The 16,303-nt window shown below is 54.1% G+C and carries 14 protein-coding genes; 10 read left to right on the forward strand and 4 right to left on the reverse strand.

Translation table 11 applies throughout. The features are described from left to right. Positions 1-261 precede the first annotated feature (261 nt). The 3 genes from CEE36_09625 to CEE36_09635 all read left to right on the forward strand — a co-directional run bounded on the left by CEE36_09625 (position 262) and on the right by CEE36_09635 (position 2,322). Positions 262-807, forward strand: a complete 546-nt coding sequence (locus CEE36_09625; GenBank protein ID TKJ40184.1) for a hypothetical protein — start codon at positions 262-264, stop codon at positions 805-807. A 61-nt stretch (positions 808-868) separates the two neighbouring features. Continuing rightward, positions 869-1,540 carry a hypothetical protein gene (locus CEE36_09630; GenBank protein ID TKJ40185.1) on the forward strand — a complete coding sequence of 224 codons (672 nt, stop codon included), beginning with the start codon at positions 869-871 and terminating at the stop codon, positions 1,538-1,540. A 110-nt stretch (positions 1,541-1,650) separates the two neighbouring features. Beyond that, positions 1,651-2,322 carry a hypothetical protein gene (locus CEE36_09635; GenBank protein TKJ40186.1) on the forward strand — a complete coding sequence of 224 codons (672 nt, stop codon included), beginning with the start codon at positions 1,651-1,653 and terminating at the stop codon, positions 2,320-2,322. Positions 2,323-2,442: 120 nt separating this feature from the next. Here CEE36_09635 and CEE36_09640 read toward each other — a convergent pair whose 3' ends face one another. Next, positions 2,443-3,963 (reverse strand): phenylalanine ammonia-lyase, encoded by a 1,521-nt coding sequence (locus CEE36_09640; GenBank protein ID TKJ40187.1) that lies wholly within the window; start codon positions 3,961-3,963, stop codon positions 2,443-2,445. A gap of 353 nt (positions 3,964-4,316) precedes the next feature. On the opposite strand from CEE36_09640, the gene CEE36_09645 reads away from it, so the two are divergent. Beyond that, positions 4,317-5,360 carry a hypothetical protein gene (locus tag CEE36_09645; GenBank protein ID TKJ40188.1) on the forward strand — a complete coding sequence of 348 codons (1,044 nt, stop codon included), beginning with the start codon at positions 4,317-4,319 and terminating at the stop codon, positions 5,358-5,360. A 222-nt stretch (positions 5,361-5,582) separates the two neighbouring features. On the opposite strand, the gene CEE36_09650 is transcribed toward CEE36_09645, so the two are convergent. Next, positions 5,583-6,749, reverse strand: a complete 1,167-nt coding sequence (locus CEE36_09650) for a hypothetical protein (GenBank protein ID TKJ40189.1) — start codon at positions 6,747-6,749, stop codon at positions 5,583-5,585. A gap of 335 nt (positions 6,750-7,084) precedes the next feature. On the opposite strand from CEE36_09650, the gene CEE36_09655 reads away from it, so the two are divergent. From CEE36_09655 to CEE36_09665, 3 genes are read left to right on the forward strand one after another with little or no spacing between them, the layout of a single operon-like run. Beyond that, positions 7,085-7,495, forward strand: a complete 411-nt coding sequence (locus CEE36_09655; GenBank protein TKJ40190.1) for a hypothetical protein — start codon at positions 7,085-7,087, stop codon at positions 7,493-7,495. Next, positions 7,488-8,312 carry a hypothetical protein gene (locus CEE36_09660; GenBank protein TKJ40191.1) on the forward strand — a complete coding sequence of 275 codons (825 nt, stop codon included), beginning with the start codon at positions 7,488-7,490 and terminating at the stop codon, positions 8,310-8,312. Before CEE36_09655 ends, CEE36_09660 begins: the two co-directional genes overlap by 8 nt. Further along, positions 8,309-9,175, forward strand: coding sequence for a hypothetical protein (locus tag CEE36_09665; GenBank protein TKJ40192.1), 867 nt, complete (start codon positions 8,309-8,311; stop codon positions 9,173-9,175). The genes CEE36_09660 and CEE36_09665 overlap by 4 nt, the downstream gene beginning before the upstream one ends. Positions 9,176-10,141: 966 nt before the next feature. Here CEE36_09665 and CEE36_09670 read toward each other — a convergent pair. Beyond that, complete coding sequence (locus tag CEE36_09670; protein TKJ40193.1) at positions 10,142-11,470, reverse strand: hypothetical protein; 1,329 nt, start codon at positions 11,468-11,470, stop codon at positions 10,142-10,144. 253 nt (positions 11,471-11,723) lie between these two features. On the opposite strand from CEE36_09670, the gene CEE36_09675 reads away from it, so the two are divergent. The 3 genes from CEE36_09675 (at position 11,724) to CEE36_09685 (ending at position 15,097) form a co-directional block, all read left to right on the forward strand. Further along, the gene (locus CEE36_09675) at positions 11,724-13,070 is read left to right on the forward strand and encodes an electron transport complex subunit RsxC (protein ID TKJ40194.1); all 1,347 of its coding nucleotides are present in this window, start codon (positions 11,724-11,726) and stop codon (positions 13,068-13,070) included. A 72-nt stretch (positions 13,071-13,142) separates the two neighbouring features. Beyond that, entirely contained in the window at positions 13,143-14,195 is a 1,053-nt protein-coding gene (locus tag CEE36_09680; protein ID TKJ40195.1) for a hypothetical protein, read from the forward strand. Next, positions 14,192-15,097 carry a hypothetical protein gene (locus CEE36_09685; GenBank protein TKJ40196.1) on the forward strand — a complete coding sequence of 302 codons (906 nt, stop codon included), beginning with the start codon at positions 14,192-14,194 and terminating at the stop codon, positions 15,095-15,097. The genes CEE36_09680 and CEE36_09685 overlap by 4 nt, the downstream gene beginning before the upstream one ends. Positions 15,098-15,232: 135 nt before the next feature. On the opposite strand, the gene CEE36_09690 is transcribed toward CEE36_09685, so the two are convergent. After that, positions 15,233-16,243, reverse strand: a complete 1,011-nt coding sequence (locus CEE36_09690; GenBank protein TKJ40197.1) for a hypothetical protein — start codon at positions 16,241-16,243, stop codon at positions 15,233-15,235. Positions 16,244-16,303 lie beyond the last annotated feature (60 nt).

Below are 16,303 nucleotides of genomic sequence, written 5' to 3' on the forward strand. Positions count from 1 at the left end.
CCTTACGTGAACGTAGCCGGAGCCACGGAGTTGGTTGACGCAACAGGGAGAGTAATCGAAGACGCAATCTCCGACGACAAGGTCTACATCTCCAACCTACCCACAGGCACCTACTTCGCAAGGAACGAAGATAGGACGATAGTAAAGATCGTCAAGGTGCAGTAAGCTAACGGCTCACGGCTGTCAGCTGACAGCGGTCAGCGGTACCCCTCCGGGTTCTTCAACCGCCCGGCACTGAGGGTTCTTACGGAGTTCGAACCTTTGCAGCTTATTGGCGCTGAGCCTATAGGTTACCGCAGTTTCCAGTTCCTGTGGTACTGCGCAGATTCAAGGACCGCGCGTCCCCTTTTTTCTTATGCTCAAAACGCATTCACTTTAAGCGTTACGGAAACCGGGGTGCTCGAAGGCACGCTCTTTGGCCAACTATCTCAATCCGGCACAACCCCTTTGGATGCTGAAAAATGGTATCTTATCCAAATCAATACCCTGATGATTGGAGGATGGAACCCTATGGCCTTCCCTGATCCTGCTTACGAATACTGGCTTACGATGAAAGTCTATCTTGGGGGAAGGCTGGAGTTGAGCATAGTGCCTGACGAACCTTTCGGTCCTTCAATGCAAACAACTATGCCTGGGGTTAGCAGTTTGGTTTTCTTTAGTGGCATAGAAAATGATGGTTTTGATGAGATAAGGCATCTTGATAGAGAGCTTTACGAATCTGAGATAGCCGATTATGCGGCGTTTCTGAAGAACGGCAGGGTTTATGGCAAGTCGAAAGGCGAGTTGGGCGAGATTGGATGGGAATGAAAAAAGGACTTGACAAAGTTGGATTCGAGGTGATAATAGGAGTATAAAAGGAGGAAGTATTATGAAGAAGCTTTTACCTGTGCCCGTTTTTTGGGTATTGGCGGCCATTGCACTGCTTGTGGCCGCCCCCCTTTCCGCCGCGCCCGTGCTGGTTGAGGTATATTGGGAAGGTTGGATTACGACCCTCCCTGATAAAGTTGATACGGTTACAGTGTTGGAACTCTCATTCTCTGTGGACAGTTCATGCTACGTGTTATTTACGGGGGGAGTGGTATCACGTTCGGCAAAAATATTTCTACAAGCGGATGGCACCAACCTGTTTCCCGAAACATCACTAAGTGGATATGATGCCTGTGGAATCCATCTTAATTATACCTACCCCCTTGCGCCCGGAAATCACAATACTTACCTTCAACTAACTAATTTTAAGCTTAACTGGCTAGCTGATTGTTACGAGGCCTATCTACAGGCGCTCATCTTTTTGCCGGATGAACCGGGTGCCGTTGCAGAGCAGCCGGTGAGCGACGCCGAGCCAGGGGTTACTACGCCGAGCCTGATAAGCAGAGGCCCTTACGTGAACGTAGCCGGAGCCACGGAGTTGGTTGACGCAACAGGGAGAGTAATCGAAGACGCAATCTCCGACGACAAGGTCTACATCTCCAACCTACCCACAGGCACCTACTTCGCAAGGAACGGAGATAGGACAGTTGTAAAGATAGTAAAAGTACAGTAAGCTGACGGCTCACGGCTGACCGCTGTCGGCTGTGAGCGGTGAGCGAGCCGTTTGACATCCCTTAAAGATTCTCTATACTAAATCACCAAATAACATCAAGGAGGTCCAAGATGAAGAAAGTTTTGTTGTCAGCGATGCTGCTTCTTATGTTAGCAGGTGTCCTGAGTGCGGCTCCTGTCCTGTTTGAAGCCTATCAAGAGGGTTGGATTTCTATCCCCATGGATAAAGAAGATACTCTAAGTGTAGTTGAGGTGTCGTTTTCCGTTGACTCCGCTTGCCATGTTATGCTTACTGCAGGTGGACAGGCTAAGATAGCGAGTCTATGGTTGGAGATGGATGAGAACCGTTTGCCACCTCAGACAAACGTCCAAACTGATGGTTTCGGCGGGCCAGTATCGTTTACTATGGTTTATAGCTATCTGCTTGATCCTGGGGAGCACGCCGTCTCTCTGCGACTTGCTCATCATTATATCGCCCACAATTATACTGCTACTTGCAGAGATGCCTACCTTCAGGCCCTCATCTTCCTGCCGGATACCAGCACCAACGCCGTTGCGGAACCGCCGATGAGTGATAACGAGCCAAGAGGCAACACGCCGAGCCTAATCAGTTCAGGACCATACGTGAATGTGGCAGGAGCAACCGAGCTTGTGGATGCTTCTGGGCGGGTGATCGAGGGCGCAATCTCAGACGACCGCGTTTACATCTCCAACCTACCCACCGGCACTTACTTCGCAAGGAACGGTGAGCACACGGTGGTGAAGATAGTAAAAGTGGAATAACGCTTGCCCTCTTCGGGGCAAGATTGCAAAAGTCAAATTTCAAATTTTAAAATGCAAATTGAAGGGCCGCCGTGGGCGGCCTATTTTAATCTGCGAAATCTGTGTAATCTGCGGATTTAGTTAGTCCAGCGGTCCAACCACCTTCTCCACCGCCTCGAGGATCTCGGCGGAGCGGACAACCTCGGCCATCCTGGTGTTGTCGTCATATAATGGCCTGTCCTCGTCCAGATGCTCCACGTACTTTCGGACAACGTCATATGCCGCCTTGGAAGCAGGAGATGGCTCGGCGTCGCGGAAGTCGAACGCCTGCGCCGCTGCGATCAGTTCGATCCCCAGAACACCGTAGGCGTTATCCAGAATCTGGCGGGTCTTGATGGCGGTAGTCATGCCCATGGATACGAAGTCCTCCTGGTCTGCAGCGGCTGGGATAGAGCCGTTGGCCGCGGGATGTGAAAGCACCCGCTGCTCGTTCACCAGCTGACACGCGGTGTACTGGGAAAGCATGAGCCCTGAGAACATGCCGCCGCCCTTGGTCAGGAATCCGGGCAGACCGGCCGAGAGTGCGGGGTTCATGAGCCTGTTCAGGCGGCGCTCGGAAAGCACCGAGACCGTGGAGATTGCCAATCCCAACGCCTCCAGGCCGAAGGCGATGGGTGTGCCCTGGAAGTTTGCACCGGTCACCACTTCCTTGTCGTCGGGGAAGAACAGTGGATTGTCCCCAACGCCGTTGAGCTCGATCTCGGTCATCTCGCGTGCGAAGCGCCACGAGTCACGCGCCGCACCCGCCACCTGAGGGGTGGAACGCAGGCTGTAGGCGTCCTGCACCCGCTTGCCGGGCCGCTCCAGGAGCTTTGAGCCTTCCATGATCAGACGGATATTCGCCGCACAGGTTACCGCACCCGGGAATCCGCGCGCGGTATGAAGCCGCTCATCCAGGCAACTGGTGTTGATGTTGAGGGCCTCCATGGTCATGGCCGCGGCCACATCGTGCATCTTGAGCCAGCGCATGGTCTCAGGGATCATGAGGCAGCCGTAGCCGTTGATCACGTTTGAGCCGTTGATGGTCGCCAGGCCGTCGCGGGCCTCGTATTGAATAATCGGTATGCCTGCGCGCTTCATCGCTTCGGCTCCCGGAAGTCTCTCACCTTTGTAGAACGCCTCGCCCTCACCCATCAGCACCAGGGCCATCTGACCCATGGGTGATAAATCACCCGAGGCGCCAACCGAACCGCGCTTGCACATCACCGGATGCACGCCACGATTGAGCATGGCAACCAACGTTTCAACGATCACCGCTCTGCAGCCGGAGAGACCGTTGCACAATACGTTGATGCGGGTGGCGATGGATGCGCGCACCACGTCCTCGGGTAAAGGCTCGCCGATCCCTGCCGCGTGTGAATAGATCAGATATCTCTGGTATTGCTGGGTCTGCTGGGGTGTGAGTACCACCTCTGAAAACTCGCCTATGCCTGTGGTGACCCCATACATTATCTCGCGGGCAGCGATCTTCTCCTCGCACATAGCGCGGCAGCGTTTGACACGCTTCCATGCCTCGGGCGCGACTTCAACCTTTTCACCCTCGCGCGCGATGCGCTCGATGTGTTCAACGGTCAAGTTCTTACCGGTGAATAAAACAGCCATAGCGCTCCTTTCGCAGGGGTTCAATTTTGGAGAGCTTATCCGAAAGGAATGGGATGTCAACCGTGATATGCTCCTTTTCGCCAGGGGTGGAAGGATCGCAGGGAAATCACCCCCTCCTTAATCCTCCTCTGTCAAGGGGAAGGCGAACCTAAAGCTAACCATAATAAGTAAACTTGACAAATCATCAAAATCCAGTATGGTTTAGTTGTCAGGGGCTGAGAGGTCGAAGGAGGCTCTGCGGTTGGCTAATCCCCGCAGGGGAACCCTGAAATCTGCCCGTGGCAGGAGGAGACGCAACAGCGAACAAAACCCGGCTAAAAACCAATCGGCCGATTACGGCCAAGGAGGAGAAAATGGGACGTAAAGGTCTCTTTGCAGTGCTGGCTGTGCTTATAGTGGTAACAGGCGTGTATGCATCGGTCACGGCGAGTGCCGCCGTAAAGATACACAACAATACCCAAAGAGAGGCGACCGATCTGCACTTTACCGTCTATCAGAAGGAGGGCTGGGTCTGGATCGAAGACTGGACGATCACTCAGGACGGCTTCCCTGACCAGAATGAAACCCCCTGGGATCATGGAAAGGGCGACGGCAAGACCCATGCAATAGACGTCGAATGCTCTGGAGCGAGGATACCTCACTGCACCTGGGTGACGATCACTGCGAAGTTTACCCTTAATAAATGGAACACAGTCCGGTTTGAGAACTTCCGTTGGACCTTTGAGGAACAAGACTCCACGGATGCAGATGCGCCCAACCACGGATTTGCAGTGGGTTACAGAGATCCTGAGGGCAACGCTACCTACTGGTTCTACAACGACGATTCCGTTCAGGCCATAACGGTAAAGAACTTCCAGTACGTGCGGCACCCTACCTATATCCCTCCGGATTCTCTCTTCGATTGGGAGGGATGGGTCGGTCCTACCCTAGTCCCCTTTACTGTGCCGCCAAAAGACTCGTTCGCTATCAAGCTTGTAGTGCCTGAGACCATCCAAGTAGAGATGCAAGAAGGTGGTTTTGTATTCTTTGACCTCGATCTCTATCTCTACGAAGGCGAGTGGCTTGTGGCCGAGGAGACAGAGGTTCACGAGATTCAAGATACCATAGTAGGGGTTATCGAGGGCCACGGATCGCTTGAGCCTGTGAGGCTGCTTGAGGTAACTTCTGCTCCTTCAGGCCTCTTCGAGATTCGCTACCAGTTGCCCCAGGCTTCCAAGGTTAATCTGAGCGTCTATTCGGTCACCGGCGAGCGGTTTATCACCCTGGTTGATGAGCAAAAGCCAGCCGGAACCTACACCGTTCGCTGGGACGGCGGCGATGCTCCAGCCGGTCTCTACTTCTGCCGCCTCTCAGCCGCCGGCATCCACGCAGCCGAGAAGATGATACGCATCAAGTAGGAACTATCACGAGCTAGAGCGAAGAACAGAGGCGGCCACTTAGCTTCTTTCGAGTTGCAGAGGGGGCGTTGCCTATGCAGCCTTCGTCCCGACAGGCTGGGGCATGCCTACTGGATCGGCAAAGACGATGCCGGACGGGCGCAACACAACCCACTATCACGCTTAGCACGACGAGAACAAAAAGTCGCGTTAGGATTTTAGTGAGACTATCCTGCATGATTATCAGAAACTCCTCTTTATAATGGGGAGTTTAACTTGGGGGTCGGTGCGGGAATTCCACTCACAGGCAATGCTTTCCTTACATATTTCGTCCCAGGTGCGATGATAGCCCATGTCCTCGGATTCGACTTCCATAAGATCGGCATGCTTGATACTTATGTCGTAGCCGATGAGTGCACCCAAAGTCGGCAAAACAGAGGCAATTGAAATCACTGCGTAAGTGCCTTTTTTGGGACCCCGGATCATGGATGAGAGGTCAGCGTCACCCCGCCACGGATTAGCCCCGACCGCTATCCGGTAACCCTCGACAAGGAAAAGGTTAGCTACTTGTCCGAGAAACGTTCCAATCAGGGTGTAATTCCAGCTGCCACCAGGATTGAACATTCTGCCACCCGCCATGGTTCCAATGTACGATCCTACCGGAGACCATATGTAGCAGCCAATAGCCAGAGGTATTATCTCCCAGGATGCAGGATTGTCGTACATCATCATAGCCCCAAACAGGCCAAATGGTATGCCTATTCCGGGACCTAGCAGAAATGCGGTAGTCGCCTGAGCGGTTCGCAAGCTTCCACCGGTCACACAGCATCCTCCCAGGCAGAAACGAGTGGTGTCAATCACCCCCCAAAGACAGCCTCCCCTTATGGGAACAGGTTTTATTGTGGCATCAATAAGAACGGCTGTATCTTTCTGTACTCTGGAATCGAAGGCCAGGGTTAGCCCTGCCGATACCCCCCAGCGGGGAAGTGCAACCTCACCCTCAGGATAGCTCCAGCTTCCCCAAAATCCACCTTCTGGAAGCTCAGTAGGAGTGAGGAAAATTCTACCAGTTTTAAGCAACCCGATGAAGTTAAGCGTGAGACGATTGTTGAGATTCATGATAGGATAGGAGATGCCTGCATGACCTTGCCACCCTATACCGTTAGCAGATGCCAACGCTGTATTGAAATAGTCTTCGGCATTGGTAGCAGAGTAATTTAAAAAAATTCCCTCAAGATCGTAGCGTCCCCACACGCCTTCTGCCCCAAGAAAGATATCACCCTTGCCTGTTCTGAATCTAAGCAATTTACCAATCTCGGCTCCGCCGGAAAACTCGTAAGATTTCCATTCGCAGAACTGCCATGACGGCTCCCAATCGTGAACAGAAAAGGGGGCGTTGCCATCGAACATATAAGATAGGGCAAGTCCTCCCACTAGCCTAGTTTCCCAACCGCTGGCAAACCTGATCCCGCATTTCCCCGAAATTCTGTTGTTGAAATAATAGCCTGAGTAAGGAAATAAAAGAACCTGCGGCTCACCCAGCAATAAATCTTTTCCCATAAGCGTTGGCTCGTACTACAGCTGCGCCTGAAATGCCATCCCTTCGCCTTTTGCTCCGCCAAGGAGCAGCAACGTGATCAAGAAACTTCCCATGTCTTACCTCCTTTGAAGAAGGTTAAGCGATATTAAGTTCTTGTCAAGAGGTTCGGACTTGACAAGGGGTCTCATACCCTTAGGATAGCAGGATGAGACGGGTTTTCGTAATCTTATTCATCCTTGGGATTTGCGCCGGGCTTGCCGCCCGTCCTGCCAACCCTCTTTCGGTTGGGGCCGATCTTGCCCTGCATGTGTATCAGAAACTCATCTCACCACTTCAGGGCGGGCATATATGCAACTTCTTGCCCACGTGTTCTGCTTTCAGCAGGCAGTCTTATCGACTCTACGGTCCCCTCTGGGGGACGCTCATGACCTTTGATCGGCTCGAGCGCTGCAACCCCGGGGCTTGGCGGCATCTTCATACATACTATGCGGAGTTGAGGTCAGAAAGGTTATCCGACCCGCCCTCAAACCATTACCTTCCTGCCAGACTAAAAAGGCAAAAGAAGAAAGCAGATACCTCATCTGTAGTTATAACCGAGGAGGGGGAGGGTGATTAGCCTGCTCGTATCCCTTCTCTTTGCCCAGGCACCTATTGACTTCGCCGACTATCTTTACTCCACCGGCGATTGGAGCCGCGCCGCCCTTGAGTATGAGCGAATCGGCTTCCTTGAGCTAACCGACAGTTCATGGGCATCTTACGCCCTTCTGCGGGCGGGAGAGGCGCTCCTTAAGGCAGACGAACCGCAGCGCGCCGCAAGCCTCTACTCCTTTGGAATAGACAACCTTTCTGATGATCGAGAACGTTTCACCTACGGTCTCTTGCGTGCCGAGTTTGCGCAGGATCACTTCGATCGGGTAAACGAGCTGGCATCATCACTTGAGGGCACGGATTTTGCATACCACTCAACCCTATATCGATCCTTTGCTCTGGTGTTTTCAGGTGATACGGCCTCGGCCACTCGTTACCTCTCTGTGCTTGATGGCAACGGCCTGCGGGATTCAACCATCGCGCTTATCAACACCCCTTTTAAGCATCGTAGTCCGTTTTTATCCGCAGGACTCTCGACCATCCTGCCCGGCGCGGGTCAGGCATACTGCGGCCGTTTGGGCGACGCATGGCAGTCGTTCTCGGTTACCGCCCTTTTTGGAGGGGCCGCCGCTTACTACTTCCTCCTCTCGCCGGACACATCGGCAGCCAACACCGTAAAGGGTGCGGTCACCGCATCGCTTGGCGGGCTCTTCTGGCTCGCAAACATCTACGGAGCGGCCAACGCAGCACTCGACTACAACGACGATGCTGGACGCAAGCGTCAAGAGCAATTGCGCAATCTTCTTAACCGCTTCGATCTGGAACCAGAGCTGAAGCGTCCGTGAACGCCCTCCTCGCCCTCCTCCCATTTTTTGCGACCACGCATGAGCCGGATCTTACGAATATAGAACGACTTGCCGACAGCCTCTACGCTTACGGCTCCTTCGACGCGGCAGCGCTGGAATATAAACGGTTATTATACTTTTCACCCCACGCCGTTGCTTCGCAACGCCGCGGGGACCCCGAATCTTTTGAGATCATAGACACTCACTTTGTGAATATAAAGCTGGCTCTTGCTTTATATCGAAATAATGAAAAGAACGAGGCCGACGCCATCCTCTACTCGCTCGAAGGCCCGATGGTGCGGATGGTTCGAGCGGTTCTCCTGATCGAGGAAGGCAACCCCTACCTTGCAGCAAGGGCGGTGGATTCGGCAACCTGTGCGGTATTCGGCGCATCAGCCTACCGTCTTCGCGGCTGGGCGTATCTTGAGGCAAAGGAGTTTACCAGATCGGCATCCGAGTTCCGCAAGGCGGGCGAGGATTCTCTTGCAATGCTGGTGGAGGATCTGAAAAATCTCAGGCTCAAGAATCCCAGGACCGCCCGACTCCTATCCATACTTCCCGGTCTGGGCGAGGCCTACGCGGGAAGGCCCTTATTTGGTCTCTGGGCTCTTGCGGTCAACGCGGGGGATACGTACCTTATAATCAACGCCATCCTCAAGCAGCGCTATGTGGACGCCTTGCTGGTCTACACATTTCTCTGGCAGCGCTTCTATGCAGGCTCGATGGCCAACGCCGACCGCTTCGCAAGGGATTGGAACGAAAGAACTTATAAGAAAACCCTCGACCCCATCCGCGAGCGTTACGGTGAGCGCGAGGCGCTAAGACTCGATCTTGCGGCGCTTAAAAATCTGCAAACCCCTTAGAATTTAAATCCGCCCCGGTCAGATTTGAGTGCCGTTCGGCACAAAAAAAGCTGGTCAAAAGCTACCCAAAAGCTGGACAAAAGATGGTCAAAAGATGGACAAAAGTGGGTCATTTGAGGGTGATTTCTGGTGATTTTGGGTGAATTTTGCACTTTGAACCGAAGGATTGCGTTTGCTGAATAATTTGAATTAATTTGATAGCTACCACTTTCCCCGCCCCCTTACCCCCTCCACCGAGGAGGGGGAACATTGCATTTGCAAAGCCCTTGGGTTATCCCCCTCCCTTTTGTTCCCTGCCCGACACTAGACGGTAGTGCAGGCGGGGGCACTTGTCTCGCCGTCCGAGACGCTGTCCCGCAAGGGGAGGGATATTGGTTGATGCAGGCGCTTGTTGCACTCCAAACCGTACCCCTCCCTTGACGGGAGGGGATTAAAGGGGAGGGTGAACACCCCCACCCTACCCTCCCCCGTCGAGGGGGAGGTGATCAAAGGAATCCCCCTTTGTTCCCCCTTTATAAGGGGAGTGGCCCCAGATCGGGGGGATTACCGCTTTCCCCTCCCTCCGGCACTTCGTGCCGACCCCCTCCACCAGGGAGGGGGAATTATGGTTGGTGTGCCCCCTGCATCCACCTCTTCCTTGACGGCGTAGGCACTACCGTCTAGTGGGGAGGATTGAGGTGGGGGTGATTTTATATGCTTTACACCCTCCCCCTACCAGCTTGGGGCTGTCCCGTCAAGGGAGGGGTATTCTTTCCCAGAGATGTACTTCACCTAATATCAAGCGGAAGCTTTACCGTCGTTGCGAGCGACCGGAGCGAGCGAAGCTCCGAAGGGCGAACGAAGGGAGCAATCTCAAAGCACAGTCCTGAAATTGCCATCCGCTTTCCTCACAGATACATCTTACTGCCATGAGATTGCTTCGTCGTAACGCTTCTAGCGTTACTCCTCGCAACGACAGTTAAAGGACTATTGCCCTTCCTGCCTCTGCTCGGCCAGATTGCGTTTGGCACGTGCAATGTTTTGGTCGGCCTTTTCGATTTCAAGCTTTGCCCCAATCTTTACAAAAATCTCACGCGCACGCTGAAGATAGTCAAGAGCTTGTTTGTGGTCTCCCAAGTCGCCGTAGACGTTCCCGATGTTGCCGAGGTCTGCGGCCTGACCTTCGAGTCTGCCTATCTTCTCGTCTATCTCGAGCGCCTTCTCGTGATACTCAAGCGCCTTGCGAGGCTCGCCTAAGGTGCGGTAGACAATCCCGATGTTGCCGAGTTGATTGGCTTGCACTTCAGGGTTTCCTATCCTCTTTGCTATCTCTAACGACTTCTGATAATACCCAAGCGCCTTGCGCGGCTCGCCAAGGGTTTGGTAGACAAGCCCGATGTTGCCGAGGATACTGGCCTGAGTTTTTAAATTGTCTACCTGTTCCGCTATCTTCAGCGCCTTCTCGTGATACCCAAGCGCCTTGTGCGGCTCGTCTAAATCATCGTAAACATTCCCGATGTTCCCGAGGTCTTGAGCCTGACCTTCAAGTCTGCCAATCTTCTCATCTATCTTTAGCGCCCGCTCATGATACTCAAGCGCCTTCTGAGGCTCGCCCAAGGTTTGGTAGACGATCCCGATGTTGCCGAGGTCTTTAGCTTTCCCTTCGAGATCGCCGATCTTTTCGTGTACCTTCAAAATCTGCTCGTAATACTCAAGCGCCTTCTTTGGTTCGCCTAAGGTGCGGTAGACAAGCCCGATGTTGCCGAGGTCTTGAGCCTGGCCTTCGAGGCTGCCTATCCTCTCGTCTATCTCGAGAGCCTTCTGGTGATACTCAAGCGCCTTGTGCGGCTCGCCAAGGGTTTGGTAGACAAGGCCGATGTTGCCGAGGGCGGCGGCAAGGGGTTCGTCAAGTTTGGCTTGCTTTGCGATTTCAATCATCTCAAGGAAGGTCTTTTCCGCATCGCGTGTTGCCCCCATAGTTTTTTGGCTTAAACCAATCAAGTTGAGTATGGCGCAGCGCTCGCTGGCGTCGGTAGCTTGGCCGAGCAGGAGTTTGAATTTCATTATGGCGGTTTCGTGCTTATATTTTTTTCGCGCCTTGAGTGCTTCATTAAGAAGAATATTCTTTTCTCTTGGAAGCAGTTTAGTAAGTCCGTTGAGATAAGGTGATGGTTCACCCGGCGCTTTTTTCGTTAATAGCCGCCTGTTCCGTATCCACTTGCGGAGAGCGAATACTTTATCTAAGATAAACCATGTAGCCGTTATCAAAGTCAGTGCGGACGCAACAATAGCTACAGTGGTCCAGAAAGGACTCACAACCACTCCCAAAACATGGTTTAAATCATACCTTTTAACGGTAGCTTGTCAAGGATACAAGCCCATTGAGCGGGCTAAGAGCCCGCTCTACACTTGCCCAGAAAAACTCGATAGTTTTGTTGGAGTGCTCTTCGGGGTCCCCGCGAAATTGTGAAGCAATTTCGTGGGGTGAGCAAAGTTGACAAAATATCCCGTAGGGCTATAATCACCGGACTTTTATCGCGTCGCGCAAGCTAGCAAGGAGCAGCCGATCATGATTACCTTTCGCGGTGGAATCCACCCGCCTGAGTTCAAAGAGTTAGCCGAAGAAAAACCAATCGAGACCATGCCGCCGCCCAAGCAGGTGGTTATACCACTCTCCCAGCACACCGGAGCGCCTGCAAAGCCTGTGGTGGCTGTAGGGGACGAGGTCAAAGCAGGCACCCTTATCGCCGAACCGGTGGGGATGATCTCTGCTGCAGTTCACTCATCTATAGCCGGAAAGGTGAAGGGTATCGAGCACTGGGTGCATCCGGTGTTGCCTGTGCCGACAAAGGCTGTAATCATCGAGGCGGGCGAGACCGATGAGCTTGACCCTGCAATCAAACCTAGAACCCAGGCCCAGATCGAGAAGCTTTCGCCTGAGGAGATACGCGAGATAGTCCGCGATGCAGGCATTGTGGGACTTGGAGGTGCGGCATTCCCCACGTCGGTCAAGATCACCCCGCCCGAGGACGCAGCAATCGACACCCTCATCATCAACGGTGCGGAGTGCGAGCCGTTTCTGACAGCCGACGACCGGCTGATGCGTGAGAAGCCGGAGGGGATCATCAATGGAGCAAGGATTCTTGCCAAGGTGCTTGGACTTGAGGGAGCCTGTATCGCCATCGAGCACAACAAGCCGGAGGCTATCCGCATCGTGTCCGAGGCCGCGTCAAAGGTCTGGCCTGCGGCAGAGGTCTTAACTGTAAGAACCAAGTACCCGCAGGGCGCGGAGAAGCAGCTTATATCCGCGATCCTGGGGCGCGAGGTTCCAGCCGGCGGGCTGCCCTTCATGGTCGGCGTGGTTGTCCAGAACGCGGGCACGGCCTTTGCGGTTTATGAGGCGGTGGCAAAGCGCAAGCCTCTGTATGAGCGCGTGGTTACGGTCACCGGACCGGGGATCGCTGAACCTAAGAATCTCCTTGTTCGCATCGGCACACTCGCGGCGGACGTGATCTCTCACTGCGGCGGGCTGCGGCCTGATGCAACAAAGTTCATCTCAGGCGGGCCGATGATGGGCATCGCTCAGTCCAGCCTCGAGGTTCCCATTATTAAGGGAACATCAGGCATGCTCTTTTTGGATGGCTCCAGGAGTCTTTTTAAGGTCTCCGAAGAGGTCAACTGCCTGCGCTGCGGCCACTGCGTGGGCATCTGCCCGATGAAGCTTGTGCCTGCCGAGATTGCCCGGATGGCAGAGTACGAAAAGCTGGAAGAGGCCGAGCGCTGGGGGATAGCGGACTGCATGGAGTGCGGTTCATGTGCATTCGTTTGCCCGTCCGGACGCCGACTGGTGCAGTGGATCAAGTACGGCAAGACACTTATCTTCGCCGAACGCAGCCGCAAAAAGGAGCGCAAATGACCCGCCCCGTAACACACCAGCCTCCTTCCCTACCCCCTATCGAGATTCTTGCGGGATCCGAAAGGAGACTAGATGAATTCTGAGGTCAAGGATACTCGAAAGTTTCTGGTCACCCCTTCCCCGCATCTCAAGGCGCCGTTCAACGTAAAGATGGTCATGTACATCGTGGTTATTGCCCTGCTGCCGGCTCTTGGCGGCGCTATCCACTTCTTCGGATTCTACTCCCTCTGGCTGGTTTTGGTCTCTGTCGCCACCGCGGTGCTTGCCGAGTTCCTTGCAAACCTTGCATTCAAGCGGCCGCTTGAAACGTGTCTTGACGGCTCGGCAATAATTACCGGGATGCTTTTGGCCTATAACCTGCCGCCTACCGCGCCCTTGTGGATGCCTGTGGTGGGCTCGGCGTTCGCGATCATTATCGTGAAAGCCTTGTTCGGCGGCCTGGGTCACAACTTCCTTAACCCTGCCCTTGCCGGCCGCGCGTTCCTCATGGCGTCCTGGCCTGGCAAGATGACCTCGGGCTGGATATTGAGGGAGGGATTAGGGACTACCTCCGGCATCCAGGTAGACGTCTTCTCAGGGGCCACTCCGCTGGGAGTTGTCCAGAAGCTCAAAGACATCAGCGATTCCGCCCTCGCCGAAACCACCAAGTCGGCACTCAACGACCCCTCGATGCTCAAGAGCCTTTTCTTCGGAAACGTGGGCGGGGTGCTTGGCGAGACCTCGGTGCTCTTACTCCTTATCCCGGCGATAATACTGATTGCTATCCGGGTAATAGACTGGCGCATCCCGCTTGCCTACCTCGGCACCGTGGCTTTGGGGACGCTCATCGCATGGCTGTTTAAGGCGACTCCGGTCACACCTATCTTTCATCTTTTATCCGGCGGGCTCATGCTTGGCGCCCTGTTCATGGCAACGGATTACGCCACCACACCTGTGACTCCTTTGGGGCTTTGGATATTCGGCATAGGGTGCGGGGTATTGACAGTGCTCATCCGATTGTGGGGAGGCTATCCTGAGGGGGTAAGCTACTCGATCCTTTTAATGAACGTTGTAACACCCTTTATCGACCGCTACACCAGGCCGCGCATCCTTGGTGAGAGTGCGGCAAAGAAGGAGCGAAAATGAGGCTTGAGGTCAAGATGGTTCTTGTACTTATGGGGGTGGCGCTTGGCTCCGCCGGTCTGTTGGGATTGGTGTTCGGTGTTACCGCGCCGGTGATCGTAGCCCAGAAGGAAGCCGCCCGCCAGGATGCTCTGGCCATGCTTTTACCAGAGGCTGAACGTTTCGAGCCTGACACCTTGATATCCGACGGCGACACCAGCATCATCTATCACGCCTACGATGAGAAGGAGACAAAGGTGGGCATCGTCTTTACCGTTGCGCCTAAGGGCTACGCCGGGCCGATAGAGACCATGGTCGGTCTGCATGTGGACTCAACTGTATCCGCCATCCGCATCGCCTCTGCGGCTGAAGGTCTCAAGGAAACACCTGGCCTTGGCGCTCGCGTGCTGGAGGATACGTTCCGCAACCAGTTCAAGGGCCTTAAACATGACGATCTCTATCTTGCCAAGGAGGGCGGCAAGATAGATGCGATAACAGCGGCAACCGTTTCCTCCAACGCGATTACCTCAGGGGTTCGCCAAGGCGTGGAGCGCTACATCTGCTACCTCGTGGAAGGAGCGGTGGGGGAAGCAGAGCCCTCGCCTTCGGTCACCGATTCCCTGCCTGGCAAAACCTCCAAAAAATCTGAACTTACCGAACGAATCTTGACTGCATCCGGCTACGTGGGAGAGTTCAAGGTAATCGTAAGGCTTGATGAGAAGGGCAAGATCGCCGAGATCGAGATACCCAAGGAGGATTTTGAGGAAACCTTCGGGATCGGCTCGCTCTGCCGCGAGAAAGAGTTCCTTGAGCGGTTTGTAGGCCTTGCAAGCGCTGCGGAGGTCAAAGCAGTAGACGCCGTCTCCGGCGCAACCGTTACCTCCGAGGCTGTCAAAGACGCAGTGGCAAAGGTCTTCGCTCCTTAATCTGGATCAAACACAACCTGTCTCAGAGATCAGCCTGAACTTCATTGTAAGTGGTTGCGATCTTAAAGCAAGAGAAAATTCGCCACCACCAGCCCGCAGGCTGCAAGAACCCCTAATATCGCAAGTCAGTGACGATCACTTGCTTCCCGGACCCCAGTCAGGATCGGCATAAACCTTTGCATCGGTAAGTCTTCCCACCTCGCTTCCTGTTATAACAGTTCCTGCCTCTTCCTTGAATTCCCAGACGTAAAGATCGGCGTGACGGGGTGCAGTGCCCAGGAGAAGGGTGTCACCTGTTGGAGAAGCGGTTATGTAGGAGTAACTTTTAAACCAGTCCTTGGAGATAGGGATGATCTGAACCTCCGGCTGAGTCTCATCGTAGCGTATGACGTAGACGGTTCCAATCTTGCCTTCGCTTTCTTTAACCGCAAAGATCCATCTTCCGTCGTGCGACCAGCAGAGATCGATCCAGCTCCCTATGGGGAGGGGGTCTTTAAGGGAACCGGTAAGAAGCCGGTAGTCACTTCCATCCCTGTTCACAAGGCCTATATCCGCGCGCGGCACTGGTATCGGGCCAGCTGGCGTATCCTTTTCATACGTGCCCAGATTTATAAACGCGATAACCTCGCCATCCGGGGAAAAGGCAGGCGCCATAGCCTTGGTGAAGAGGATGCTATCCACCGCCTCGCTTTCGGTCTTCCTGTCGGTAAAGAGTGTAGAGATTTTCTCTTCATCGGCCTTCAAGATGGATATACGGCTGGATGTGGTAAATACCAACTCCGGTGCGGTGGGTGAGCCGTCAAGCCATTGAGGGGCTGGGACCTCATAGTGGGTCAGCTCATTCCCGCTGCGATCCGTTATATATAAGTAGGGAGGATAGTCCGGCTTTTGGCGACTCAGGAACGCAATCTTCTCGCTCGCTCCGATAAGGGTGGGAGACCATATTCCCTGCATGCTGTCTTCAAGTGGGGTAATGGATGCTACGAGCTCACCCGTATCGTCGAGCACGTAGATTACCGAGACGGTGTCCGTCGTGAGGATATAGGAGGCTCTGTCGCCCCAATCGACCTCGTCCCTGCCGCAGAAGACCCCGGCCAGCAGCAGAAAGGCAAACACACATGCAACCATCCAACCTTTCTTAAACATCGAAACCTCCTTGATTGGATAGTCTAGGTGAACCGCAAGGGATGTCAATAGTTGACACGG

This window comes from candidate division TA06 bacterium B3_TA06, from assembly GCA_005223075.1.
GTDB lineage: Bacteria > Hydrothermota > Tepidihabitantia > B3-TA06 > B3-TA06 > B3-TA06.

Bases quoted from the DNA above. Each gene is read 5' to 3' on its own strand.
- CEE36_09630 (TKJ40185.1), top strand. From the start codon at position 869: ATGAAGAAGCTTTTACCTGTGCCCGTTTTTTGGGTATTGGCGGCCATT.
- CEE36_09635 (TKJ40186.1), top strand. From the start codon at position 1,651: ATGAAGAAAGTTTTGTTGTCAGCGATGCTGCTTCTTATGTTAGCAGGT.
- CEE36_09640 (TKJ40187.1), bottom strand. From the start codon at position 3,963: ATGGCTGTTTTATTCACCGGTAAGAACTTGACCGTTGAACACATCGAG.
- CEE36_09645 (TKJ40188.1), top strand. From the start codon at position 4,317: ATGGGACGTAAAGGTCTCTTTGCAGTGCTGGCTGTGCTTATAGTGGTA.
- CEE36_09650 (TKJ40189.1), bottom strand. From the start codon at position 6,749: ATGTTCGATGGCAACGCCCCCTTTTCTGTTCACGATTGGGAGCCGTCA.
- CEE36_09655 (TKJ40190.1), top strand. From the start codon at position 7,085: ATGAGACGGGTTTTCGTAATCTTATTCATCCTTGGGATTTGCGCCGGG.
- CEE36_09675 (TKJ40194.1), top strand. From the start codon at position 11,724: ATGATTACCTTTCGCGGTGGAATCCACCCGCCTGAGTTCAAAGAGTTA.
- CEE36_09680 (TKJ40195.1), top strand. From the start codon at position 13,143: ATGAATTCTGAGGTCAAGGATACTCGAAAGTTTCTGGTCACCCCTTCC.
- CEE36_09685 (TKJ40196.1), top strand. From the start codon at position 14,192: ATGAGGCTTGAGGTCAAGATGGTTCTTGTACTTATGGGGGTGGCGCTT.
- CEE36_09690 (TKJ40197.1), bottom strand. From the start codon at position 16,243: ATGTTTAAGAAAGGTTGGATGGTTGCATGTGTGTTTGCCTTTCTGCTG.